This is a genomic window from Paenibacillus sp. FSL W8-0426, assembly GCF_037969725.1.
Classification (GTDB): Bacteria; Bacillota; Bacilli; order Paenibacillales; family Paenibacillaceae; genus Paenibacillus; species Paenibacillus hubeiensis.
Genome location: NZ_CP150203.1, coordinates 3,709,866 through 3,735,294 on the forward strand (window position 1 = coordinate 3,709,866; position 25,429 = coordinate 3,735,294).

Below are 25,429 nucleotides of genomic sequence, written 5' to 3' on the forward strand. Positions count from 1 at the left end.
TGCCTTCCGCGGTATTCTTTCTATGGAAACCGGAAGCACTACAGCTTCGAATGTAGTATATCAAAGATGGTTATCGCCTGATAGGATGAAAATTTTTCACCCTTTCAGTATCGCTGCAGGGTGAGAAAAGTTCATCCTCCCCAGCCTATTCTCGAACGCTCTATAATGCGAATTGTGAATGACGGCAACAGCGCCCGAAAGCGCCCATGTCGCAACGATTCCCATTTAAAAAGGAGTAGATTCAGAATGTCCACAAATAAAAAGCAAGACGCCTCCCTTCGCTTAGCCGGAGAAACCAGTGCACCCATCATCAGTTACAACGTACCTGAACCGACATCCTACACCGGTCGTACCTACATTGAACTGACATTTCCCGACGATAGTTTTCTTCCGTCAGCAGCCGGTAATAACTCAATCGTTTCACGAGCAGCATCCGCCAAAAACGAATCTCCGGTTGAGGCGTTACGTAAAGCGAAGCGATCGGGAGAACGGATGACTGAAAAGCTTAAAAAGCTCACCGAAGAGGAGGTCGAGCAAGCAGCCCTTGAAGGCAAGCAGCTGTCAATTTGCCGGACAATGACTGGTGCATTGGCCCACCGGTTCAAAGGTGATTCTACCGCTTCTATAAATGCGGTGAACGCAGCTTCCCTTCGCCCGCCTCTGCCTACGACCGACGACGGCGGATACCCTCCTTCCGTTCCCACGGATCCGGGCGGCGGTGGTGACGGCAGCTTTCCTGACCCGGTAGATCCGAAAATCAGCGTGTCGATTACTTCGCCGGCCCCAAACACCAGGATTACCGGACCACATACCGGAGCTCCAGTGACCATCACGGGTAAAGCCTTGGTAACCGTAGGCGGAGGCACGATTTCACATGTCAGAGTTAAAATAGGAGATGGAGACTACAATGAAGCCACGCTTTTAACCAATGGTTCCTGGACGTTCAATACAATAATTGCGACAGAAGGAAGCCTGGCCATTAAAGCACAGGCAGAGCACAGTTTCGGTTCGGTTACGAACGTATCGACGGTAACGGTAAACGTAGATCTCGAGGATCCGGACACGGTTCCACCAACCGTAGCAATTACCTCCCCTGTTCCGGGACAGCATTACAGCGCTGCCGGGAGAGACTCCATTTCCGTCATGATTGAGGGTACCGCGTCGGATATGCATGGTGTTTCCAAAGTCGAACTTATTGTTGATGGCGGAGCCTCGGTGTTGGTCGATACGTCTGACCGATACGCAAACTGGAAAAAAGCGCTGACGTTAGGAGCAGGAAACCATTCAATTGTAGCTCGCGCTACAGACAGCTTTGGATTAACTGGAGAAACGAGCCTCACGGTATTGATCGATGCCACTCCACCCACCATTTCTATTACTTCGCCCGCAGCAGACGGAAATGTGGCCGGGACGCATACGAAAGGAGCAATCCTGGAGGTGACGGGAACTGCCCTAGACGATCATGGCATACGAGTCGTAGAGGTGACTGTTGATAATAATCCCGTTTATACACGTGCAGCCGAAGTCGAGCCTAATAATTGGTCAAAGTGGAAAGCCGCCGTTCAAATTGACCAATCTGGCCCTCATTTTATAACTGCTAGAGCAACGGATCTTGCAGGCAATACGGTGGAGACAATGATAAAGGTGAATGTCACCATCGTTCCGGAGATTACCTCCCGCACTAACCGCATCATTTTGATTGAGTCCTACCGCCTTTCTTCTTTCTGCGGACAATACGGGATTGGCCGCATGCTGAACACGTTCTCTCTTCTGCCGGGCGAAAAGAGCAAAATAACGATTCGGTCCTATACGCAAAGTGAAGAAAGCTTAAAGGATGCGTCCAGCATTCTTGATTCCGTAACGGACGATATCGCATTGGAATTCGAAAAATCAATCGGGGACGAATCGTCCAATAAAACAGTATATGAGGAAAGCGATGCCTACAAACTTGAAGCAAGCATGGGTATCAGCTGGGGCGGATGCCTGAGCGCATCGGCAAGTGCATCAACTAGTGGCACGACGAATGCCGCGCGCGAGCAACTGACCAAAAACATTGTAAATGCGGCCGAAAAACATGTGTCCAAAGCCTCGGCACGCCGTGACTTGAAAGTGGAAACCACTTACGAAATCAAAACGACCAAATCGGAAGAAAACGTCATTATCCGAGAGATCGAAAATGTGAATATGAGCCGTACTCTTAATTTCGTGTTCCGTCAAATGAATCAGGAATTTATAACGCTGCTACACCTGGTAGATTTGCGGATCGGCTATTTCTGTGCAGATAACGACTACTACAGGGAAGTGACGCTTCCGGAGCTTGATGGCCTTTTGGCTGAGGTGATCGTGGAAGAAAAACGGGCTGAAATCCGAAATGCAATTTTGAATCAAATGACAAACATTTTCGATTACAAGGATCGCCACCATGTCTTCGTTGAGGAAGAACAGTTTACTGATTCTGATGGAAATGTCGTGCCACTCTCCAGTTATTTGAGAGTTAAGAAAGACTACACTACAGAATACTATGACGAAGCCACTGGAACAAAAATTAGTGTCCCCGGCATTATTATGGCAGCCAACCGGCATGTTCTTCGTACTGATGGCATTGCCGTCGAAGCGGTGCTCGGACAGGGCGAAGCGCTGGATGCTTACTCCCGCAATCTGCAGGAACAAGCCGTTCGAGAGAAGGAGCTCCGCAACGATATGCTGGAGGCAGAGATCAAAATGAAACAGCTTGCCCTGTCGATTCTAAAAGAACGCGATGAGGCGGCGGCTCAAATTTACAGTTTGCTGAACCCTGCACCGATTGCAGAGGAAGAATCCACCCCGGCTGCTGCTGTTACTCTTAGATAAGGGGGGGCATACATGGGAACCTCAGGGAACGACAAACATCAAAATCCTGTTCTTCATGAAAGAGCCTTAGAAAAGATCAGCAAATTCATGGTCGACCACGATGTTTTGTTCAAGCTATACAAAAAAGCGGCCGATCAGCTGAAAAAGGCGCTGGAGAAAGGAAAAGCAGGTTATGTACTGGATTTTCATAAAGTCCATATGCAATACCTGATTATGGTCTATACCGCAGTTGTGAAGATCGAGGAAACGGCGGAGGCCGTTTCTCAGTTGGAAAAAAACTTGGATGCTTATGTAGCATCGGCAGAAAAAGAACTGCAATTTTCAGCGACGATCTCACCCGATCCGTTGCAGAGAATGACGACAAACGAGCTGTATTATAACTCTTCGGATCCTATATTTAAACGGCTATACAACGATACCGTTCTAACACAGCGCCAGTTGACCAAGGCTGTTCTGGACTCCCTTGTTGAACACGGTGACCAGGGACGTCTAATCAAGGAGGACACGAAGATAAAACTCGGAGAGCTCAAAGAAAAGCTGGAAGCGATGGTTCCGAAGTCGTCAGCGGAACAATTGATCATTAACCGCAACAAGCAAAACCTTGATATGGTTTCCCTTAAACTGGCGAAGCTGGAGGTCATAATTGGACGTATTGTTCAAGCGATAGCTGAAGCCCAACGAAACGAAGAAACGGCTAATCACTATCCGTTGATGTAAATTCCTGCTTTTCTCGCCGCCTTCAACAACCGCGAAGACGTTGCTCCTGCTGAGGGGTTTGACGAGCTTAGCGTTGGAGATAATGAGATGTATACATCAAAAGGAGGAATCCAAAGATGAATCCAACCTCCGTCAACCTGGAAGCGGTCGAGAAGGTACAGGAACTGATCAAAGACATCGAGATTGCAATGCTTACAACGATATCCGATAGAGGGCTCGTTTCCCGACCCATGAAGACCCAGGACGTTGAGTTTGACAGCAACCTGTGGTTCTTGACGAAGAAAGACACTAGCAAGTTTCATGAATTGCTTCACAACCAGCAAGTCAACGTGGCATACGTAGGAAAGTCTTTCGTCTCCATCCGCGGTGAAGCCGAACTCGTGGACAGTTCGGAGAAGGTGAAAGATTTCTGGAACCCGGCCTACGAAAAAATACTTGAAACGACGTTTGACGATCCAAACCTCGTTCTCATCAAGATCAAAGCCGAAACTGCAGAGTATTGGGATTCCGGTAACAAGTTCAAGATGGTCCAATTTATGTTCCGTAGGCTGCTGGGTCAAAATACGGAAGGAACCGATATCAATCAGACCGTGGAATTGAATTCGTTTAATGATTGATGAAGAAATGCCCATCATGCTATAGGTGATGGGCATTTGCTTTTTGTACTCTACGTGAAGAGAGCGAACCGAACCCAAATCCTGTTTCAATGAGGTACATCTTCATCAAAAGCAGCTGCACGCTTCCCATTTTGAACCTTAACGCCGCCTGATTAATAATCCTTTTCTGCCTGGGTCATGCGACGCCTCACGGCTTCTTCCATCGCCCGATTCAGCCACTGCTCTTCTTCGGGCGTAAACGGAGAGCCGCCGACGGTCAGAGGCTCAAGTCCGGTGATGTCAAACTCTTCCGGATTGCCGATCATGGCAATCGTCTCTTCCCCGACCAGCGTCATCTGGGCCTCCATGTACTGCTCAATGAGGCGCTGAACCTCCGGTGTGTGCACGGGGCCTCCGCTTCTTTGCTTCACTTCCCGGACAAATTCCAGATATAGTCGGTCCATGTCCTGCTGCACCTGCCCCATGTGGTCAAAAATGGCGGCAGCAGCCTGTTTCCCCCTGGCCTGTTCCAGCCATTCCCGCTGCTCCGGCTCGGTCTGAACCCCGCGGATGATTGCCATCAACGTGCTCATCTGCTCGTGCCCGTTCAGTTCCGATAGAGCGCGAAGCCGTGCAAGTGCAGCTAGAGCGCGTTCAAGCTCCTCTTTCTTTATCCGCATCCCGATCTCCAGCTGACTCAGCATCCCATCCCATTCTTCCGCAGCCGTATCCGATTCCAAAATGTCCCGGATCTGCTTAAGGGGAAAACCTAAAAATTTCAGTGCCGTGATTTGCTGCAGCCGTTCCATCTGCTCCAGCCCGTATACCCGATGCTCGCCCGTCCCCTGCCGATCAGGGGATAATAGTCCCTGCTCCTCGTAGTAGTGCAGCGTCCGGATCGATACACCCGCCTGCTCCGAAAGCTGTCCCACCGTCAGCCACGTCTGTCCATTCATTTCTGCAAAAAACCTCCTCCATGAACTGTCTTCTCTATGCATGAGATGATTTCATTCTACTCCCTCACGCAGCGTCAGGGGCAAGCAGAAATTAAAATATAGTCGGACTTCCATACTTTATGATACATGCCTAATCAGTAATCATATAAGTTGTTGTCCTTGGATAGGGTCAAGAACTTGTACTGATATAATAAAAAAGCCGCTATAATAGCGACTTTGAATATAACAATGTTCTTGTCCTTCAACAACAAGCTTCCCCAGCTGAGCGTTACACGTGGTTCACACTAACACCATGCCAGAGCCGGAGCATTCCATTCTAAAAAGTATACCAGCCTTCGTCAATATATACCTCTAACAAGGGGAACACCTTACAGCAGCACAAACTCCCCTACTTGCAGATCATCCGACTATGAAAAATCCGCTTGCAGCCGTCGACAGTCCCCCTGGTCTTCGATGCATGGCAGAGCTAGGGCTCGATTCCCCAGACGAGCTTTCCTTTCCGGTACAGCGTAACTTTGTTCCAGTCGCTGAACGACGTCTTCGTCCCGTCGAACGAGTAGTCGTCCGACGGGTTGAAATCCGACCAATCGCTCTTGGCGATACGCACCTGGATGTCGCCGGATTGGCCGCCTGCCGGAATCGAACCGGCCATCGCCGCGAACCGGATTTCCAGATACCCATCCGTTCCTGTTCGCGCCGGTTCGATCGGTGCAAACGTTCCGCTAACGGTGTTTGTCCCGACCTGGGCCCAATCACACCAGAATTTGAGCTCTTTGCTGCCGTCTTTCGTGAAATAATAACGAATCTTCACTTCACTCAGCGGGATGTCTGTCTTACCGTTATTGGTGATGTTAAACGCAGCATGGATCATATTGTCCTCTGCCGCGCTACTGTTGCTCGTTTTGTACTGGACGGCGAGTCCCTCGGCAGCGTTCGTTCCGCCGCTCGCAGGCGCCGTCGCTTCTGCTGCCTTTTTCGATGGCGCCGGATCTGCTGCCTGTTTCGGAGCGGCTGGCTTGCCACCGTTCACGGGCTTCATGATCCTGGCAAGCATCTTTTGCTTCGGCTTGTTCCATGTCTGCCAGTCGTCTAACAGCAGCCCGCCGGTATCTCCGCTGTTCGGGTTGAGGCTCCAATATGTCCAATACAGATCATTCCGGCTGATGTAGTCGACAAGCGCATTTTGCCACTTGCCTTCCTTCGAGGCCGTATCGACGCTGCGTCCGCCGAACTCCCCCAGCAGGATCGGCGCGATTTTTTCCTTATGGATGTAACCCCAGTTCGCATCCCATACACCGGACAGGTTGGCGGGAAATTTCCTGTCGGCAAACCACGGCTGCGACGAAACACCCGGGCCGTAATCGTGCGGCGAATAAACGATCCGGTTTGCCACCTTCAGCCGGACCGGATATTTGCGGACCCCTTTCAGATTGCCGCCCCACCAATAGGAGCCGCTCTGTCCCTTTACTTTCGCGTCCACCCCTTCCACAACGATCAGCCAATCCGGGTTAACGGCGAGAATCGCATTGCCCGCCCGTTCGGCAGCCAACCGCCAGTCGGTGGCCGAATCGCCGCATCCCCAGCAAACGGAACCGTGCGGCTCGTTATGCAAATCGGCGCCGATCACCGTGTCGTTGCCCAGGTAACGCTTTGCAAGCATCTTCCAGTCTTTGATCCATGTCTTTTCCGGAACCGATGGCGTATACCATCGCTCCGTTTGCCCCGAGGCCGTTGGACGGTGACGGTCAAGAATGATTTTCATCCCGCGTTCTCCCGCTTTTTGCACGAGCTTGTCCAGCAGTTGCAGCGGCGTCAGCCCCTTCAGGTCAGGATTTTTCGCATAGTCGATTCCGCTTGGCGTTTTGCCTGGCAACAGCATTTCGTTCGTATATGGAATGCGCAGCAAGTTGTAACCTTCCTTGGCAAGCTGGTCCAGCACGCTGTCCATCGACCGTGTCCACAAGCCATGGGGAGCAAAGTTGTCCGTTTCAAATCCAAACCAGTTCACTCCGTTGAAGTTGGCCGGTTTGCCCTGCGCATCGACGATACGGTTGCCTGACGTGTGGTAGTAGCCCAAAGAAGACAAGGAATTGGCTGATGCTGCAGCCCCGATACCCGAGACGAGCATGGCCACCAGCAGCAGACAGGTTCCTATTTTTTTCATCCGATCCTCCCTTTCTATGATCCAGAATAACCTTAGGAAAGCAGTGTATAATCTCGCAGGTACATCGCGCCTGCAATGACATGCTCCTTAGAATATATCGGTTAATCAAGGCAGTTGTTGTAGATATATTTCGTGTGACAGGGAGAATACGAGCTTCGTTTGGACTTATACCATTCGCTCCGCGAAAAAATATGGACTGATCCTTTGCAATACCGCAACCGGGGTTTACCTTTGTTTAGCGGTTTGCGGCAGCACCATCAGGCTCAAGTGAGTTTGCCTCGCTTTCTAATAGAGTCCGTTGTTTTCGTTTCTTCTTTCTTGGCTGTCCTCTCCAAGACAGGTACGTCCAGATGCGCAAAACGTATTCGACGGGCCCACTGCTGAACTTCTTCAAGTAAACGGGACTAAGCCACAACTGAATGCAATAAACGGCAAGCGCGATGAGCGCCCCGACGAAAACACCTGCACGGCCAAACAGTCCGAGTCCATATCCGTAGAAAATCGTCGTACAGATTACGCTTTGCATCAGGTAATTCGTAAGCGAGAGACGGCCTACCGCTTCAAATCTTGCCATCAGGGCAGCACGGCCGCTTCCCGTATACAGCAGTGCAAAGGCGTAAATGTAGCCAAGCGCAAGCAGCATACCTCCGAGCGTTGTTCCAATTCCGGTGCCTGGCCAACTTTCCACGCCAAGCTGCGGGGCTAATACGCCGTATGCTTTCAGTAACAGTCCAACAGGAATCAGAAATGCGGCGCGGTGAGAATATGTACGTCTCATGGCTGGCGGATCGTCAAACGTTCCGATTCTAGCGGAACGCATGCCGAGCAGAAACATCGGCAGCGTGATAACCGGGGCCAGCACGAGAGCAAGCAAGATGAAGTTCTTATCCATCTCCCCGAAAGGGTCGGCATTGTTGCGAAAATCCTTGATCTCCGTATAGCTGCCGTTGCCGTATACATCCTGGCTTTGCACAATGTAATTGATCATCTCCTGAGACGGAGCAGCCAGTGGGTCTGACGGATCTGAAGCCGGGAGACCAAGCAGACCCGCACCCGTTAGTAATATTGTCGCCCAGATGAATAATGTTTTTGGTTTCCGGTTCAGAAACAGAAGCAGAAGGAAACCGGTGATGCCATAAAACGTCAAGATATCCCCTTCCCACAGAAATGTCGAGTGCAGCAGCCCGATAATGAATAGAAGCAGAAAACGGCGGGCCAGGTGACACTTCGGTCGTAGTTCCCGTGTTTTCAGGCTTTCCGATAGCTTGATCATTCCGAACCCGAACATAAATGCGAAGATTGGCATGAAGCTGCCCACCACCGTAACCTCCAGGAATGAATGAAAAGCCATGTCCGCCCCCTTAATCCCAAACAGATGCAGTGCGCTTTCGCCGAACAGGCCGTACTGGAAAATCAACATATTGGCCAGCACAATGCCCACCAGGCTGAATCCGCGCAGCCCATCGATTAATTGAACGCGCTTTTTATATGTACTCAATTCGATCACCTCGGTATTCAGCATAACGTCCCGTCCTAAATGAGCGTTAAAGCCTTCCTTAACATTTCCTTAACGCGGCATTGGAAACAGGCCTCTCCCTTTAAGCAGCGTTAAGGTTTCTCTGGTACAATGACTAATGCAATATGTAGACAAGGAGAGATTTCCCAATGAATTCTGCAAAAATTCTAATTGTGGACGACGAAAAAGCGATCGTGCAAATGCTCGAGTTCGTGCTGCGCAAGGAAGGCTTCGAGCATATCTATACAGCAGACAACGCGGAAGACGGCATGCAGCTTCTGCTCGAATACGGCGCCGATATTATTTTGCTCGACGTCATGCTGCCCGACCGTACGGGCTTTGAGCTCGGACCGCAGATTCGGGCGCAGTCCGACGCACATCTGATCTATTTGACGGCACGCACGACGGACTTGGATCGACTGACGGGCTTTGCCGTAGGTGGAGACGATTATGTGACCAAGCCGTTCAATCCGCTGGAAATCGCAGCCCGAATTAAAGCGCGTCTGAGGCGAGGAATAGCCGAAACAGCGGTCCAATCCGCCGTCACGCCTAACGCGGACCCTCGTCAGCGATATGACTTCGGGGGATTTGTCCTTGATGAACGGGCCGGTGAGCTGCTTGTCGGCGGCCGGAACGTGCCCTGCCCTGCCCAAGCCTACCAGCTGCTGCTGTTCCTGTGCCGAAATCCAAACATCGTCTTCTCCAAAGCCCAACTGTATGAATCCGTCTGGGGCTTTGACGGACTCGGCGATGACAATACGGTCATGGTTCATGTCCGCAAAATACGTGAACGCATTGAGTCAGACCCAAGCTCGCCACGTTATCTCCTGACCGTTCGCGGACTCGGGTATAAGCTCGTGAAGGGTGAAAACGTATGAAAAAGCAGGCAAAAATGAAACGGAGCCGTATCGCGAGGCGGTTGGGATTCCATTTTACCCTCCAGTTCTTCACCCTTTGGCTGCTGGTGCTGGCCATTGTATTAATTTCATTATTTACAATGATGTATTACATCGGTAACGAACAGTTGAAGACCGACTTACCTTCAGAAGTGCTGGATTCGCTGTCGATGGAGGCGATCATCGAGGGCGACAGCGTAGAGCTCCCTTCTTTCTGGCAGGATCAGCTGGAACAAAAAGGATATTGGCTCCAGATCGTCAACGAAAACGGACGGGAAGTTTATGATCTGAACGTACCTGAAGGCGTGCCGAAGCAATACGCTGCTTCTGATCTGCTGCGAATCAGTGATACGGGAAGGCTGAGCGAATACAATGTCACCACGTTATACGAAGAGATTTTCGGCTCCCGAAATCTTTATCTGCTGGGGCGGAAAGATGCCGACGGATCAAGGCTTGAAGCATGGTACGAGCTGTACTCCGAAAATGGACGGGTACCAGACTCCGCCGCTGCAACATTAGACGATAAAGTGAAATCGATCGGAGCTTCGCTTGTAATACTGGACGAAGCCGGCCGCGTCGCACAGAACTTTGGGCTTCCGTCAAACTATGCGACGTACGGGGCGCTGGCCCTGATTGAGATGCGTCAGCAACCGGCCAAATCGAAGATGGAAGTCTCCTATCATTACGATCCTGCTTCCGAATATACATGGCTGATTGAACGGCCGCGAGCGAGTGAACAACCAACGAACCAGCCGATATTGCGTACGCTGCTGATCATTCTGGCTATCGTCGGCATAGCGATTTTACTGCTTTCCCTTGCTCTCGCAGTGTGGCACGGCTACCGATACGGCGGTCCCCTGCTGCTGTTCATGAGAGGCTTCGAACGAATGGGCAGGGGCGAATACGAACAGGTCTTTACCGAGAAGGAACGCCGGAAGATTTTTGGCAAAAACGGCCGCTTCCGCGCCCGGTATAAGCTGTACCACGAGGTCATCGCAGGCTTCTCCGAAATGGCAGATAAACTAGCTCGTGCGCGTAATGAACGCCTCCGTTTGGAGCAGTCTCGGGAAGAATGGATGACTGGCATCTCGCACGATCTGCGTACACCGCTCACAACCGTCCAAGGTTACGGCCATCTGCTGGAAAGTGGGCAGTTCAGCTGGAGCGAGAAGGAGCTGAGAGAGGTTGGAGGCACAATCCGCGAAAAAAGTACATATATGTTAGAACTGTTGCAGGACTTTTCGCTGACGTTCGAACTGAAAAATCATACGCCAGGTGAAAAGCTGGAACCGCTGGAACTCAATGAATTCGTTCGCCGTGCCGTTCTTCGTTATGTTAACGACGTAACGTTGCAAAACGTCGTTTTCGATTTCGAAGAAAGTCCGGCTTCTCTACGTATTCTAGCCAATCCAAAGTGGTTCCAACGTTTGCTCGACAATTTAATTTCCAACGCTGTCAAGCATAACCCGCCTGGGACGGAAATCGTACTGAGCGTTATGCATGAAGGAGAGTTTGCCTTCATCACCGTCCGTGATAACGGTGTAGGCATGGACGCGGAGACACAATCCCGCCTCTTTGACCGTTATTACCGAGGGACGAACACGGACGAGGGGATGGATGGAGCGGGACTCGGTATGAGTATCGCTTACGCTGTCGTGGCCGCGCATAAAGGCACGATTACGGTGGAGTCCGGCGTTGGCGAAGGCACAATGATCAAACTGACGTTCCCCGCGCTGCCATCTCCGGCTTCCGAACGAGAAACAGGAAGTCACCTGTAGTCGTGGATTAGACGTACTTCAAAAAATGAGCAGCCTGTTTACCCTACAGGCTGCTCATTTCTCATTAAACCAACGTTTCCTTTCCAACTCTCCCTCCTTCTCTACCCTTTTGACTTATTTTCGGGCTTTGCATAGTTAAACTCGTGGAACATATAGCCGCATCCCCATAATGTCTGAATGCATTCATTTCCTTCCGGATAATTGGAGAACAGCTTTACACGCAGACGTTTAATATGGGTATCTACTGTACGTTGATCATAAATCTTCCGGTGCGAAGATTTCCAAACTTCCGTAAGTAATGCCTCACGAGAATATACCTTTTCTTGATGTGTGACTAGGAAATAGAGCAGATCATATTCTTTCGGAGTCAGATGGACCTCATGTTGCTTTACCATCACACGGCGTGCTGAAGGGTAAAGAACGATTTCACCGATGATGATGGCGTTGTTATTCGAGTCATCGGCTTCGGGAACATGGGGGTTGGGAGCATGTACACGAGTTATCATGTTTTGGATGCGCAACACAATTTCTCTTGGACTAAACGGCTTGATGACGTAATCGTCTGCACCTGCTCTAAAACCTTCAATACGGTCCCTTTCTTCCGATCGCCCGGATAACATCAGTATCGGCACATCGGGTTGTGCCTGTTTCAACCACTTGCAAACATCAATCCCATTCATGTCAGGCAGTAACCAATCCAACACGATCAAATCATAATTGACATGCTTCACGCAATAATTTTGGATGGCTTGTGTGCCGCTCTGCGCTTCTTCGACTGTGAATCCCTCTTTCTCCAAATACATTCGCAGCATACTGCGAATGCGCATTTCGTCATCAACCAATAATACTTTTCTATCGTTTTTCATCATTTCTGCCGCCCTCCAACTGCATGAACAACGTGAACCCACCGATTCACTTGCATCACTTCAAGCTTGTTAAACATCGGATGCAATCATCTGCGATTCAATCTGTTTCAACGTATAAAAGTATCCCTTCTGCTCCATCAATTCCGTAAATGAGCCGATCTCCACGATTTCGCCCTGTTCCATGACGACAATCTGATCCATGCTCTCCAGGCCGGTGAGGCGATGACAAATGAGAAGAAGTGTGTCTCCAGCCGCTTGTTCGTACAGTTGCTTCAGGACATGCTGCTCGGTGACGTAGTCAAGAGAAGACGTTGGTTCGTCCAGCAACCATAGACGTCCTTTGTGCAGCATGGCCCGTGCCAAGGCAAGCCGCTGTTTTTCTCCATCGGATAAATTTTCACCATTCTCATAGACCACCTGATTTAGAGAAGCCGTTGAAAATTGCGCTTTAGCAAGCACATCTAATAGTCGCTCGTCGGAATGTTCTTCCGCATTTAATAGTAGATTTTCACGAAGCGTTCCTCGGAAAAAATGGCTTTGTTGCAGCACCACATTGGCCAACTCCCAGATGTTCGCCTCGTCCAATTCGTGAATGGAAACGCCATTTATTGTTATGCTGCCCGACGTTGTTTTTCGTAGTTTGAGCAGCAACTCGATTAACGTAGATTTCCCTGATCCGCTCGGCCCAACAATCGCTGTTTTAGAGCCTGCCGCAAGATGTAGTGAGATATTGTTTAGCGCTGGCCTCCACTCCCCCTCATATTGAAAAGCAAGATTGTTTATTTCAATCGATATGGGCACATCTGTTGTAAAAGGAGTCGACTTTCCCATTGGCGATCCTGCAACTTGAGTCGATAATGTTTCCGCCAGCCGATTGGCAGCATGTTCGCTATCTTGTTTATATGCAGGCAATACGGCCATAGCAGCCGACTCTTCAAAAACCGTTTGCGTGGCCAGCACCAGCATGGCAAGAAATACGCCAGCAAGTCTTCCGTCCACAATCAAATATGCACTGAGCGTCAGGACACTCCAAGCAATGAAAAAGGTAACAAATACATGCATGGACTGTCCCAGCAACAATTGAGCGGAAGCTCGCTGCTGCTCGGCTGCCAATGAAGTCGAATCGCGCTGAAGCTGCTCCTCACGCTGTGCCAATTGCCCGTAAACCTTTAAATCCCGGAAGCCATACAGCACTTCCGTGATTTCCGTGGACAGTTTCGATCGCTGCTCGCGGACACGCTCATGAATTTTCCGTTGTCCCCACAGAACGATGCCAGGCACGACCACTGCAGTAATTACCATTCCCAGCACCAGCAAACCGGCAATCCAGATGGAATAGGACGCGGTAAAAAGCACTGTTGCCAAAAACACCATAATTACAATAACCGGCGGATATGCAACACGCAAAAAATAGTTTTGTAAACTTTCTACATCCCCCACAATCCGTGTGAGCAGGTCCCCGCTTCGATTTTTATTCAGTATCCCGGGTGTCAAAGGGATGAGCTTGGCAAAAAAGGAAGTTCGCAAACGGCTGAGGATGGAGAACGTTGCCCTATGGGTATATAATCGTTCTCCATAACGGCTCGCGGACCGGAGAAAACCAAGCAATTTCACAAGAGATGTAAGAATAATCAATGTGTAGAGCGGTGGCTCAAATACCGTTTGAGAAATCAGATACCCGCTTGCGGAAAAGAGAGCTACACCGGCTATGCCAGCCATAAACCCTCCTAATATCGAAATGACAATATCTTTCCGCTCTTGGAACATCGCCTTTGACAACATAGCCAACTCACTCATGTTAATCCCCCTTTTTGTTGGACAGCGACCATTTCAGCATATTGGGGCAATCGTTTCAGAAGTTCCTCGTGACGGCCTGAATCCACAATCGTTCCTTGATCTACAAACAAAATGTTGTCGGCATGTTGAATCGTATATATTCGATGTGCCACCGTAATCATGGTAGACGTTTTCGATAATGTAGAAATGGAACGCTGCAGTATGCGTTCGGTGTGCAAATCGAGCCCTACTGTAGGTTCATCGAACAATATGATGGCAGGTCGCTTTATAAAAGCTCGTGCCAAGGCAAGACGTTGCTTTTCACCACCAGATAGTCCGCGTCCTCCCTCGCCAACGAAAGTATCCAATCCTTGATCCAATTGTGCCGCAACCGTCGTTAGTCCGGCTTCCTCTGCCGCTTTCTCGATTTCTTTCCTGGAAACGTCCCGACCCGCACCGATCGCGATATTTTCGGCGAATGTGCCTGCGAAAATATAAGGGTGCTGCGTTATATAGATAACTTGTTTAAACCATACTTCTTCATTCTCTTGCGAAAGCGGATTTCCGTTCACCAGAATGGTCCCCGAATCCGGTTTCAGCAAACCGGCAATAAGATGAAGCAGTGTCGTTTTACCGGCACCGCTTTTTCCAACAATGGCAATGTTGCTTCCAGGTTTAAGAAATACACTTCCCGAATAAAGTTCGAATGAATCCGGAGCATACTGAAACCGTACATTCTTTAGTTCTATCGAAGGCGGTATTGGAAGCGACTGGACATGGGGCATCGGGAAGGCTTCATCTGCTTTCGTCATTCGATCGTTCTCATCGCTTTCCTCGGTTCTCACCATGTTCTCCATTAGAACGGGTTTACCGTTACCCCTATTCTTCTCAAGCATGCTTTCCACCCTACGGATCGCCCCCATGCTTGTTCGTCCGCTGTGAAAAGCAGTGCCTGTATTTTTTAAGAGATTATAAAATTCCGGAACGAGCAACAAAACGAGAAATGCCGTGTGGAACGTCATGGATTTGAAAACAACCAACTGAATGGCCAATTCAAGAGCGACAATACCGATACTAAGCATCACAATGGATTCCAACATGAACGTATTCATGAATGCGATTTTCAAAATATCCATGGTTGTATCACGGTAGTTTAAACTGCTATGCTCTATCGCCTGCTGCTGTCGTTGGGCCCGGCCGAATATTTTCAATGTAACCAAGCCTTGGAGGGAATCCAAAAACGTACCGGAGAAGTGGGCCAGCTGCGCATATTTTTCTTCCGATTTATTTTTCGTCTTCAGTCCCACCAAGATCATGAAGATGGGAATAAACGGAGCCGTAAACAACATGATAAGACCTGAATTCGCATGTTGAGTAAACGTAACGACCAGAATCAAAATAGGGATGATCATGGCTTCTACCATTTTTGGCATGTACTGACTGAAATAATGATCGGCCTCATCTACTGCATCCAATGCTACGCTGACCTTTTCTCCCGTCTGTCCCCGAACACTTAAACCCATGGAAGAACGGGTCAAGCTACGCATAACAGATGCTCGCATGCTCGTCTTTGCGTTGGCCGCCATGTGCAGACCTATTCTCCCATTGCCAAATGATAACAGTGTACGTAAAGCCATAGTCACCAAAAGCATGCCAAGGATCAAAACGACGGATGAAAAAGAGGCTTTTTCCACGAAAATACGCTGGACGGCTTCTGCAAGCAGTGCAGCTTGAACAACGATGGCTGTACCAAGTACAAATGAAATGAGGGCAAGAAGAACGACGGATTTTCGTTGTGCAGACATTTGTTGAGCAATGAGGCTCGTCTTTCTTTTCACGTTAACCCTCCTCCTTTCTGGAGGTTGCGTTGAGGGATGCCCCTCAAGGCAACAATGAACTTGTCTATTTCTTTCCTTTCACATAATCCGCATCAAATAGAAAGAGTCTGAAGACCAAGATCAGTGAAGGAACCAAGAGACACATACCGCCGATAAACGCGACCACCAGTGCGAAGCCCATGGATGAGGAGGTGACGCTGCTTTGAATGGTGATGTATGGGTCAAGAATGTATGGATAATGTCCAATTCCGTAAGCAAAAAAAGCGCTGAAGAATTGCAGCATGATGCATATAAACGCCCAGCCGTAACGACGTCCTCGATATAACAGCCACATGGCGATCATAAAGAAGGCCACAGAAAATGCGAGCAGCCACCACAAATCCATCATATTTTGAAAATGCCGTTCATTGTGTTGGCCCAAAAAAATAAATGTCGTCAATGCGATCACGATTGTAGGTGTGCTCCAAAAAAGGGCATAGGTCCGCATCAATTTCAATGCTCCATGATCTTCAGCCCTCGAAGCGTAAAAAGCCAGAAAGGAAGCGCTGATGAATAAAACAGAAACAATGGCCAGCCCAACGATGCTCCAGGACAATGGACTGCTAAAGAGCGCCCAGTAATCCAACGAGGCCGTCTCTCCTTGTTTCAAAATAAATCCGCCTTCGGATAGCGTCAGCGCGACTGACAGTGAGGCAGGAATAAGCACCCCGGTTGCTCCATACAGAAACAGATAAACCAGATTATTTTTTGAACCATAATTCTCAAATGCATAAAATGAACCGCGAATCGCGAGCAAAATGACGGCAAGACTTCCTGGGACAAGCATGGCTGATCCATAATAATAGGAGGTTTCCGGGAAAAAGCCGATTATGCCAATGTAGAAAAAAACGAAAAATACATTCGTAATTTCCCAAACGGGCGATAAATAACGAGAAATCAGCTTATTGGTTACATGATCCTGTTTCGTTAATCGAGCATAAAAAGCAAAGAAACCTGCTCCAAAATCAATAGAAGCGATAATGATATATCCGTACAAAAACAACCAGAGCACCGAAATTCCAATCAATTCGTAACTCATCATGCGTGCTCACCCTTCAATGCTGTTTTATCGCTTGCATGCTGCATCCATTTCTCCATCTCAACTTCTGCCGGATTATGTTTGAACATGCGACGAAGGACAAGACCGCTAACGGTCCCCAACACGATGTATAGAAGAAGGAAGAAGAAAAAAAGGATTCTGACGCTTGGGGATGTCGTCGCGGCTTCCTCTACACGCATAAATCCTCGAATAATCCAAGGCTGCCTGCCGAGTTCTGCGTAAAACCATCCCAGCTCAACGCCTAAAATAGCAAGCGGTGCGCCTAATGCAACTAACCTCAGCAGCCACTTGTTGAATTCATTTCGCTTTTTCCAAAATACGAAGAGGAAATACAGAAAAGAAATGCCTAGCAATGCAAATCCAATGCCTGCCATCAAATCGAAAAAGTAATGAACGATAAGAGGCGGTTGTTCGTCGATCGGAAACTCATTCAGACCCGTTACTTCTGCATTGAAATTTCCAAAAGCCAAGAAACTTAGAAGTTTCGGAAGGTGAAGTGCACCTATAATTTCATGTTCAACATTAAGCCACCCTAAAAATATCAAATCGGCCCCGCTCTCCGTTTCAAAATGCCATTCTGCCGCTGCGAGCTTTTCGGGTTGATGCTCAGCCAAAAACTTAGCGGAGACGTCACCGGCCAATGTATTTATTAAACTGAACACCAAAACCACTGCCATCATCAGGTTTAAGGCTTTTTTGTGGTATCCAGAAGCTCCTTTTCGAAGCATTGCAAAAGCTGCAACGCCTGCCAGCAGAGCCGCTCCTGTTAAATAGGCCGAACTTAATACATGAAACACCTTGGAAAAGGTTGCCGTACTCAGCATGGCTTGAACGGGGTCAACGGCTGTGAATTGTCCTCCTTCAAACGTAAAACCTCCCGGTTGATTCATAAATCCGTTTACCGTTGTGATAAATACGGCTGACATCCCTGCCCCGACCACAATCGGAATGGTTAGCAGCCAATGCATCATGGGGTTTTTAAACCGATCCCATGTGTACAGGTAAATCCCTAGGAAAATGGCTTCAAAAAAGAAGGCGAACACCTCCATAAACAATGGAAGCGCAATAACATTACCCGCAAGCTTCATAAAATGAGGCCATACTAAAGAAAGCTGCAGCGAAATTGCTGTTCCCGTGACTACGCCTACCGCAACGGAGATAACGAACCCTCGTGACCACCTCTTTGCCATAAGTATGTAGTGCAGATCTTTTTTGCGGATGCCTATTAACTCGGCCAGTGAAATCATTAAAGGGATCCCCACGCCAAGTGTTGCGAAAATTACATGGAATGCTAGCGTCATACCAGTCACCAGTTTGCTCCATAGTACCGTATCCATCCCCATCTTTACCTTCTCCCCTCCAACTTTGTTTTTGTCTAAAATGAAGAAACAAAACATCAGGTTTAGATGCTGAACTTCATGACCTTCGGGGGCTAATTGATGCTTAGCTGCTTTGTGATTAGAAAGAGATTTTTTTCACATAGTAGGTTTGGCCGTAACCCGAAACTGTTGAAAGTGCGGTCCAAGTATTACAAAACCTGATATTTAAAATTTATTATATACTTGACGTTTAGCGTTGCAATTGTGGTCACGCCTTCTCCTCTAAACGTTCAAGGAAGGATCAATTCTTTCTTACAACTCCGTGAAAAATGTAAAAATCACCCGATTGGGCTATTGCGTAATAGAGCTAACCTATGGAGAAACATTACAGTTGGACCAACATGCTGAATTAATACTTCTTTAGTTTCATCTCAAAAAAAAAAAACTTTCTTCTAATTCATTGTTAGTCACACAATAACTAGAAGAAAGGTTTTGGGTTGTCATTAATTCAAGCTATTCGTAGCATCTTGCACCGTGATTCTTAATTTCGCTTTGTTTCCAGCCGGATCAAGCTTCCATCCCGGTTCACCGAAGTATGGCGTACCGTCCGGCTTCCATAAGAGCTGCTGAACTCGGGCGTGTCGGTTCGGATCATACAAGGGCTCTCCCGAAATCTCCTTATAGGGACGGGCATGGTAGACAAAAAGGAGCTTTGAGCCGTCTTCGGACATCGTAAAGCTGTTATGCCCCGGCCCATATTGAGAATTAGACTCGCTGCTTGAGAACACCGGTTCTTTCGATTTGGTCCATGAAGACGGATCAAGCAGATCACTCGTTTCATCCGCCGTGAGCAGCCCCATGCAATAACGATCATCAGTCCCGCTGGCCGAGTAGGCCATGAAAACACGCCCGTTCTTGATCAGAACTGCCGGCCCTTCGTTCACGCGGTGCAGCTGAATCTCCCAATCATATTCCGGAGAAGAGATTTTTACAGGCTCGGTCGAAATGGACCATGGCGTATCCATCCGAGCGATATAAAGGCAAGATTCCTCAACAATCTGAGCCCAAACCAAATAACGCTGCCCCCGATGTTCGAACGTGGTGGCATCGAGTGAGAAGCTTTCAACCGGCAGCTTGATTCGCCCCTTTTCAATCCATCTTGTCGTAAGTGGATCGTTGTCCTCACATTCCAGGACATAAGGACGGATTGCCCACTTGTCTTCTGCCGTTCCGGCCGCGAAGTAGATATACCACTTTCCATCAATATGATGAAGCTCTGGTGCCCAAATATGGCTGCCCATCTCCCCCTCTTCGTGTTTCGTCCAGACGACCATCTCCTCGGCATCGGAAAGGCCGCTGATGGTCCGGGATCTCCGCAGCACGATGCGATCGTACTCTGGCACAGAACCCGTAAAATAGTAGTATCCGTCCGTATGCTTAAGCACATAAGGATCGGCGCGATTCAGCACAAGCGGATTCGGATACTCGTCATCTTTAACGGTTCCTTCAACGGTAACCGTACCTGACTGCTCAAGCAGAACGGGCGGGATGCTTTCCCATACCACCGGCAATGTCGTATTTATGCCATTCTCCAATTCGGCCTCGACGAAGCTCGGTAGCTGCAGCGGCTCACCTATGGCCAAACGGATCGAATGCTCGCGAATGTCTTTTATTTTCATCATCATCGTTATGTCCCTCCCTAAAGTTGAACGATCTTGATCACTTGTTAACCTATCAAGCCCTTGAGCGATATATGCCAATCTCTTATGAACATGGAAATCCAGCATCCTCCACATAACCTATAATAAAACTACATCAGTAGTCTAGATCAGAACTAAAGGTCTTACCTTGCAAATTTAAGTTCATTATAATGAGCTCCAACGATTCTTTATTTGTTATAATCTAAACACAATTACTCCCAAAATATAAAGTTCACTTCTCCTAATAGGGGTTCTCAATCTTCTTTATGGGAGTAGTAAGTCGTAAGGTACCAGCTCAACATGCCTCGTAAGCCCCTCGTCCTCTCCCTATCTAATTTTAAAGCATCTTAATCGGATGAGCTTGAATGCCTTGTCATTAGCATCTCTTGAGCTTTTTGCGGATCGTTCATAAGTAGAGTACGATACTCCAGCATCTTGTTAAGGGTGTCCAGCATTCGGTCCCTTGAGCTCTATTCCTAATTAATCCCCTTAAGTCGCGACCTTATTGTCAAAATACCCGCTATGAGGTACATAAAAGAAGTAACTCCAAACAATTTAAAAATACTCGGGGTCATCGTCATATATAGGCTGATAGGAAGCGACCACAAAAATGCAATAAACATAAGTGATGGCTTATGGATAACGGATGCTAACAACGCTACACAAGCTGGAACGAAAAGCGAAAATAGTGTGCTTATTATAACATCGTTCTCAGCACGTTCATGCGTGTAAGGATTTAATAAAGCTAATATAATCCATAGAATCATGGTGCAAATTGAAGATATGACTCCAATACGTTGTGCTATTCTCATTTCCATCCCTCCGTTGTTATACTAGATTGTTGGAATGTCAACGCGATCAGAACAAATTCTGTTTAATATTCCCCTTTGTTCGCTTGCTGATCTAGATGGCATCCGAATGGGCCTCTTTCCTTATAACGAGAGCAGGATGTTGGGCAGAAATGTAAACAGGGTAATGAGGGGAACACTCGTTGCCGTATTCGTCTTTTCGAAGGCATACACTCCCAGTGAGAAGGCCGTAAGGCCAATCCCGATCATGGAGATGAGCTGACCAAACCATACAACCAGAAACTTGCCAAAGGATTTTTGAACCGTATGTTCCATCGATGCTGCTCCTTTCTCTTCTAGGCTTGATGTGGGAAATATAAACGGGTGATGTAGGTGAAGCTTCCTTGTTCCGCTCCCAGAACACGTTCCGTGATATGAGCGAAAGCTTCCACCTTTTTCCGGAGCTCCTCTTCCTCCCATTGAAAAATGCCCTGATCCAGTAAAAATTGTGAGGATACCAGCAAAAATTCAATAGCTTCCTTGGGATTAGGTGTGTGAAACACTCCTTCCTGAATGCCCTGCTCGACCACTTCAGCCAAGATGGGGCTTAATCGGAGAACCGTCTCAACAAGACTTTTTTGATGCATTTCCACATTTTGCACATGGTGCAATTGCTCAATCAGCCCGAGCTTTTTTTCGTCAGGCTGATTTTGCGCCATAATAATGCGAAAAATTTTGTCATGGGCGTTCAGGTTCGGATCAGATACTACACGTTTGGCTGATGCCTCCCCGTTCAGAATAAAACGCATGACGATGGCATTCATAACCTCTTCCTTGGACTGGAAATAATAATAAAAGGTGCCCTTGGCAATGTTGCAAGCCTGGAGAATATCCATGACGGTCGCTTTGGTGTACCCTTTTGTCACGAACAGAATCTCGGCCGCATCCAGTATTTCATTTCTGCGTTCTTCCGGATTTTTAATCAATCTCATATTCTGTCCTCCGATCCATTCGACCGACTGTCGGTCTATTCCAGTCGTGAAGTTTTTGAATTAGAACCCCATTTCAGCTAACCATTGTGACAGATGACTTTCCCTGTTTTTCAGATCCTGACGTTCTCTTGCATATTTGCCGATATGTTTATCTGCGACCAGTTTGCCGTCCATCATGAACAGAACTCGTTCTGACCTGGCAGCGACCCTGACATCATGCGTTACAAGCAGAATGGTAGTACCTGCGGCATTGATGTCGCCAAGAATATCCATGATCTCGTGTGTAGACTTGGAATTCAGTGCCCCTGTCGGCTCATCTCCAAACAAAATATCCGGATTATTGATAAGCGCCCGGCAAATGGCAATCCGCTGCAGCTGCCCTCCCGAGGCTTGCGTGATGTTGTGATGAGCCAGCCCGTCAATTCCCATCTTTTTCATGAGTGACAGCGCCCTTGCATTAATGGCATCCCTGCTGCTGTTCTTGGCAAGATACGCGGAAAGTACGATGTTATCCAGCAAGTTCAGATTCTTGAGCAAATGAATGTTCTGAAAGATAAACCCCATCTTGGTCAAGCGCAAACTTGCGAGGTCGCTCTCCTGGAATGCGGATATTTTTTTGCCGTTAAAGTAGACACTGCCGGCACTGACCTGATCCATGCCGCTGATGTTGTACAATAACGTAGACTTGCCTGAGCCGGACGGGCCCATAATGGATACGAACTCTCCTTTTTTTAATTGGAGATTAATATCTTTCAAAATGCTATGCTCTTCATTCTCACCGATTGCTACGGATTTATTCACGTCTTTGGCTTCTAGTATCGTTGTCATCGTTGTTCCTCACTATTCCACGATCATTTTGGATATGCTGGCTTCCTTGATCGACTGGATGCTGATCCAAGCCGTCAGTACGATGGTTCCTGCAAGCAACAACGGACACAGAATATACGCCTGTATCGGGTCAATAACGAAGACAATACTGGAAGCGCCAAATGTGGACATAATACTGCTGACAAGCAGTGGTCCGAGCGTATTGGACAGTACTGTTCCGGCAGCAACTCCGAAAGTCAATATGATAAGTGACATGACTACATACTTCAGCTTAATCTTGGACAAGGCAAAACCGAGACTTCTTAGCACAGCAATATCGTTATTATCCTTGGCTACCAACATTTGAAGAAACAACGAGGTGATTAGTATCGATATGAATACCCCGATGGCCAAGGCCAGCATGGTGACCAACTTTAATTGCTGAATGGTTCCCCCGAGCGTCTGATCCAGATACCCTTGAAGATCCGTCACTTTTGCTGGAGAGAAGGATGTTTCAAATTCGGCAATTTTGGCAGCCATTTGACTGCGATCTTTCAGATCAAGGCTGACCACATACCACAGCACACTATCCTTGTTGTATGGCAGCAGAGCTTTTGCCGTTTTTCCGCCATTCGTTACGTCCTGATAGATACCGCTGACCGTCATGACCTGGTCTTTGCCATTAACCAGCAAGGTTAGCTGTTCTCCCGTCTTCAGCCCGAGCTCGCTGCTGTTCGCATCGGACAATGCAATTTCGTTCTCGGTCGTTGGCGCATTACCGCTGACATAAGACAACGGGAAAATGCTGAAGTCGCCGCTTTCCACGCTCAGATTATCATAACTGCCCTCTGCATTCCGAACTTTGAACCGGCTTGTTACCAGCGGGGAATACGTTTTGATGTCGGGATCGGTCTTGATCCGGGAAATCAGATTTTCATAGCGCTGCTCAACATCGTCAGTATGCCTCAAGTCAATGCGAATATCGCTTTGTCCTACACCCATATAGGAAATAAAGCTTGGTGCCTGCAAAGTGTTAAGGAAATTAATCGGCACGATCATGATGAACGAACTGACGACAAACACGAATAATAACAAACGGAACATCTTGATTCGCTGTACGACTTCTTTCAGTCCCAGAAAGATCGGCACGGAAGACCAGCGATTGCGGGACAGACTGAGACGATTGCGAACGATCTGTGTATCTCCCAGACTTCCCGTCCGAAGCGCCTCCACGGCAGAGATGGACCGAAACCGCCGCAGCACCGTCCGGCAGAACAGAACGACCATGGCAAATATCAATCCGGCAGCCAGTAAAGGCACGGCAAAATGCAGCAGGGTTGCAGGTGCTTTGCCCATATACAACAAAATATTTGAGACAAAAAGTCTGTTAACGCCTAGTGATGCAACGTAACCCAGCAGGGAAGCGAACCCGGCCATAAATACATACTTCATGAGATACAGTTTCTTAATGTCTTTCTCTGCGATCCCGATGGCTTTCATGACACTGATCTCCCGGTAATCCTCTTCGATCGTAGCCAGCATCGTGAACCGGATACAGAGCATGGCGATCAGAATCAGCACAAGGCTGACCAAAATAATAACGGCTGCTATTACGCCATCAGTCATGGCATTCAGTAACTGAAACAGTCCATAAGTCACAACCGGACCGGCATTGGGAAGTCCGGCGTTCTGATAGGCTTGTGTGAACTCTCCTGTCTTTCCGGGATCGGTCAATCGAAATTCGATGAGATACTCCATCTCTCCGACACCCTGCTTCAGTTCCATCAGGTTGTCCGGGCTCACCACGAAACGTTTGGAGTGTACAACTGACGGGTTCATCTGGGCATCCCGGACAAAATCGACAATGGTATACGAACGCTCAAATGGTCCATTATCGATTCGTATCTGGTCCCCCACGCTTAATTGATTCTGCTGCATGTAATATACGGGGACAGCAATCTCGCCATCCTTAACCTGTATAATTTCACTGTTCAAATTCAGTAAGTAGTCGAAATCCTGATTCTGAGCAACAAAATCGATGTCCATGACGCTATTTTTTTCAGATTCTGCTCCGAGAAACAGATTGGCGCCATCAATATTGACCATCTCTACAATCTGATGCTGCGCGACCATGGGTTGATCCTCGGCCCATGTGTGTACTTTGGCCTGATCCATCTCTCCGGCATGCATTTGCACAAAGTGTGGTGTCTTGGATTCAGAGAATAAATATTGAATGGAACTCGTCAGCTCCATAATCATCCGTGACCCCGAAGATACCAGCAAGGCTGCCAGCAGTACAAAAATAAACAACGCAGCCGTGATTCCTTTCTTTCTGGAAATATCATTTCTCAGCATTCGTAGCAGCATAAACAAACATGGCTCCTCTCATCTACAAATTCCTGCCCCATTCCCGACGTGTAGATATCCACATTATATAATCGCTTTTACATTTGTCAATTAGTACATATTTTTCTAATTTGTCGAAATATTTGTCATTTTCATTCTCATATATGCAAAAAGTAAATCCATATAGTTCTATCAATCTTCAAAAAATTGTACTTCAACCCTGAATTTACATTATTCGTCATAGATCAAAAAAAGTATGAATACATTCATCCATGCCCCAACGTAAATCGTCAGACCCTTTCTTTACCACAGGGACTCTACTTTTGGATGTCTCACTTGGATGTATATATGTATATGCAAGTTCAATGGATTGATTTTAGAATGGGCGACCTTCCATTTTCATCTTTATGTATATACACCGGGAA

At 48.0% G+C, this 25,429-nt stretch carries 18 protein-coding genes; 5 read left to right on the plus strand and 13 right to left on the minus strand.

The window, feature by feature from the left end; all coding sequences use genetic code 11:
* Window positions 1-246: 246 nt before the first annotated feature.
* The 3 genes from MKY59_RS16600 to MKY59_RS16610 all read left to right on the plus strand — a co-directional run bounded on the left by MKY59_RS16600 (window position 247) and on the right by MKY59_RS16610 (window position 4,184).
* Window positions 247-2,850 (plus strand): Ig-like domain-containing protein, encoded by a 2,604-nt coding sequence (locus tag MKY59_RS16600; protein WP_339272440.1) that lies wholly within the window; start codon window positions 247-249, stop codon window positions 2,848-2,850.
* Window positions 2,851-2,862: 12 nt separating this feature from the next.
* A complete protein-coding gene (locus tag MKY59_RS16605; RefSeq protein WP_339272442.1) occupies window positions 2,863-3,567 on the plus strand; it encodes a hypothetical protein in 705 nt (234 codons plus the stop codon).
* Between the two features lie 116 nt (window positions 3,568-3,683).
* Window positions 3,684-4,184, plus strand: coding sequence for a pyridoxamine 5'-phosphate oxidase family protein (locus MKY59_RS16610; RefSeq protein ID WP_236412611.1), 501 nt, complete (start codon window positions 3,684-3,686; stop codon window positions 4,182-4,184).
* Between the two features lie 152 nt (window positions 4,185-4,336).
* Here the strand turns inward: MKY59_RS16610 and MKY59_RS16615 are convergent, their stop codons facing one another.
* The 3 genes from MKY59_RS16615 to MKY59_RS16625 form a co-directional block, all read right to left on the minus strand.
* On the minus strand, window positions 4,337-5,119 hold the full coding sequence (locus MKY59_RS16615; protein ID WP_339272443.1) for a MerR family transcriptional regulator: 783 nt from the start codon (window positions 5,117-5,119) through the stop codon (window positions 4,337-4,339).
* Window positions 5,120-5,585: 466 nt separating this feature from the next.
* Complete coding sequence (locus tag MKY59_RS16620; RefSeq protein WP_339272444.1) at window positions 5,586-7,283, minus strand: cellulase family glycosylhydrolase; 1,698 nt, start codon at window positions 7,281-7,283, stop codon at window positions 5,586-5,588.
* 235 nt (window positions 7,284-7,518) lie between these two features.
* The gene (locus MKY59_RS16625) at window positions 7,519-8,805 is read right to left on the minus strand and encodes a DUF418 domain-containing protein (protein WP_339272446.1); all 1,287 of its coding nucleotides are present in this window, start codon (window positions 8,803-8,805) and stop codon (window positions 7,519-7,521) included.
* 143 nt (window positions 8,806-8,948) lie between these two features.
* Between MKY59_RS16625 and MKY59_RS16630 the strand changes: the two genes are divergently transcribed.
* Both MKY59_RS16630 and MKY59_RS16635 read left to right on the plus strand, forming a co-directional pair.
* Window positions 8,949-9,677, plus strand: a complete 729-nt coding sequence (locus MKY59_RS16630; protein ID WP_236412602.1) for a response regulator transcription factor — start codon at window positions 8,949-8,951, stop codon at window positions 9,675-9,677.
* Window positions 9,674-11,473 carry a HAMP domain-containing sensor histidine kinase gene (locus MKY59_RS16635; RefSeq protein ID WP_339272449.1) on the plus strand — a complete coding sequence of 600 codons (1,800 nt, stop codon included), beginning with the start codon at window positions 9,674-9,676 and terminating at the stop codon, window positions 11,471-11,473. The genes MKY59_RS16630 and MKY59_RS16635 overlap by 4 nt, the downstream gene beginning before the upstream one ends.
* 101 nt (window positions 11,474-11,574) lie before the next feature.
* Here MKY59_RS16635 and MKY59_RS16640 read toward each other — a convergent pair whose 3' ends face one another.
* From MKY59_RS16640 to MKY59_RS16685, 10 genes are all read right to left on the minus strand, one after another.
* A complete protein-coding gene (locus MKY59_RS16640) occupies window positions 11,575-12,342 on the minus strand; it encodes a response regulator transcription factor (RefSeq protein ID WP_339272451.1) in 768 nt (255 codons plus the stop codon).
* A 66-nt stretch (window positions 12,343-12,408) separates the two neighbouring features.
* Entirely contained in the window at window positions 12,409-14,136 is a 1,728-nt protein-coding gene (cydC, locus tag MKY59_RS16645) for a thiol reductant ABC exporter subunit CydC (protein WP_339272453.1), read from the minus strand.
* A complete protein-coding gene (gene cydD, locus MKY59_RS16650) occupies window positions 14,133-15,953 on the minus strand; it encodes a thiol reductant ABC exporter subunit CydD (RefSeq protein ID WP_339272454.1) in 1,821 nt (606 codons plus the stop codon). The genes cydC and cydD overlap by 4 nt, the downstream gene beginning before the upstream one ends.
* Window positions 15,954-16,017: 64 nt before the next feature.
* A complete protein-coding gene (locus MKY59_RS16655) occupies window positions 16,018-17,034 on the minus strand; it encodes a cytochrome d ubiquinol oxidase subunit II (protein ID WP_339272456.1) in 1,017 nt (338 codons plus the stop codon).
* Window positions 17,031-18,395 (minus strand): cytochrome ubiquinol oxidase subunit I, encoded by a 1,365-nt coding sequence (locus tag MKY59_RS16660; protein ID WP_339272457.1) that lies wholly within the window; start codon window positions 18,393-18,395, stop codon window positions 17,031-17,033. Before MKY59_RS16660 ends, MKY59_RS16655 begins: the two co-directional genes overlap by 4 nt.
* 479 nt (window positions 18,396-18,874) lie before the next feature.
* Window positions 18,875-20,056, minus strand: a complete 1,182-nt coding sequence (locus MKY59_RS16665) for a family 43 glycosylhydrolase (RefSeq protein WP_339272459.1) — start codon at window positions 20,054-20,056, stop codon at window positions 18,875-18,877.
* Window positions 20,057-21,003: 947 nt separating this feature from the next.
* Complete coding sequence (locus MKY59_RS16670) at window positions 21,004-21,195, minus strand: hypothetical protein (protein WP_339272461.1); 192 nt, start codon at window positions 21,193-21,195, stop codon at window positions 21,004-21,006.
* A gap of 20 nt (window positions 21,196-21,215) precedes the next feature.
* The gene (locus tag MKY59_RS16675; RefSeq protein WP_339272463.1) at window positions 21,216-21,851 is read right to left on the minus strand and encodes a TetR/AcrR family transcriptional regulator; all 636 of its coding nucleotides are present in this window, start codon (window positions 21,849-21,851) and stop codon (window positions 21,216-21,218) included.
* Between the two features lie 60 nt (window positions 21,852-21,911).
* Window positions 21,912-22,679: an ABC transporter ATP-binding protein gene (locus MKY59_RS16680; RefSeq protein ID WP_339272465.1), complete on the minus strand. Its 768-nt coding sequence runs from the start codon at window positions 22,677-22,679 to the stop codon at window positions 21,912-21,914.
* A gap of 12 nt (window positions 22,680-22,691) precedes the next feature.
* Complete coding sequence (locus MKY59_RS16685) at window positions 22,692-25,025, minus strand: FtsX-like permease family protein (protein ID WP_339272467.1); 2,334 nt, start codon at window positions 25,023-25,025, stop codon at window positions 22,692-22,694.
* Window positions 25,026-25,429 lie beyond the last annotated feature (404 nt).

What these genes read in the sequence shown, in the direction of transcription:
- MKY59_RS16600 (WP_339272440.1), top strand. Translation starts at nt 247, where the DNA reads ATGTCCACAAATAAAAAGCAAGACGCCTCCCTTCGCTTAGCCGGAGAA.
- MKY59_RS16605 (WP_339272442.1), top strand. Translation starts at nt 2,863, where the DNA reads ATGGGAACCTCAGGGAACGACAAACATCAAAATCCTGTTCTTCATGAA.
- MKY59_RS16610 (WP_236412611.1), top strand. Translation starts at nt 3,684, where the DNA reads ATGAATCCAACCTCCGTCAACCTGGAAGCGGTCGAGAAGGTACAGGAA.
- MKY59_RS16615 (WP_339272443.1), bottom strand. Translation starts at nt 5,119, where the DNA reads ATGAATGGACAGACGTGGCTGACGGTGGGACAGCTTTCGGAGCAGGCG.
- MKY59_RS16620 (WP_339272444.1), bottom strand. Translation starts at nt 7,283, where the DNA reads ATGAAAAAAATAGGAACCTGTCTGCTGCTGGTGGCCATGCTCGTCTCG.
- MKY59_RS16625 (WP_339272446.1), bottom strand. Translation starts at nt 8,805, where the DNA reads ATGCTGAATACCGAGGTGATCGAATTGAGTACATATAAAAAGCGCGTT.
- MKY59_RS16630 (WP_236412602.1), top strand. Translation starts at nt 8,949, where the DNA reads ATGAATTCTGCAAAAATTCTAATTGTGGACGACGAAAAAGCGATCGTG.
- MKY59_RS16635 (WP_339272449.1), top strand. Translation starts at nt 9,674, where the DNA reads ATGAAAAAGCAGGCAAAAATGAAACGGAGCCGTATCGCGAGGCGGTTG.
- MKY59_RS16640 (WP_339272451.1), bottom strand. Translation starts at nt 12,342, where the DNA reads ATGATGAAAAACGATAGAAAAGTATTATTGGTTGATGACGAAATGCGC.
- cydC (WP_339272453.1), bottom strand. Translation starts at nt 14,136, where the DNA reads ATGAGTGAGTTGGCTATGTTGTCAAAGGCGATGTTCCAAGAGCGGAAA.
- MKY59_RS16655 (WP_339272456.1), bottom strand. Translation starts at nt 17,034, where the DNA reads ATGATGAGTTACGAATTGATTGGAATTTCGGTGCTCTGGTTGTTTTTG.
- MKY59_RS16660 (WP_339272457.1), bottom strand. Translation starts at nt 18,395, where the DNA reads ATGGGGATGGATACGGTACTATGGAGCAAACTGGTGACTGGTATGACG.
- MKY59_RS16665 (WP_339272459.1), bottom strand. Translation starts at nt 20,056, where the DNA reads ATGATGATGAAAATAAAAGACATTCGCGAGCATTCGATCCGTTTGGCC.
- MKY59_RS16670 (WP_339272461.1), bottom strand. Translation starts at nt 21,195, where the DNA reads ATGGAACATACGGTTCAAAAATCCTTTGGCAAGTTTCTGGTTGTATGG.
- MKY59_RS16675 (WP_339272463.1), bottom strand. Translation starts at nt 21,851, where the DNA reads ATGAGATTGATTAAAAATCCGGAAGAACGCAGAAATGAAATACTGGAT.
- MKY59_RS16680 (WP_339272465.1), bottom strand. Translation starts at nt 22,679, where the DNA reads ATGACAACGATACTAGAAGCCAAAGACGTGAATAAATCCGTAGCAATC.
- MKY59_RS16685 (WP_339272467.1), bottom strand. Translation starts at nt 25,025, where the DNA reads ATGCTGCTACGAATGCTGAGAAATGATATTTCCAGAAAGAAAGGAATC.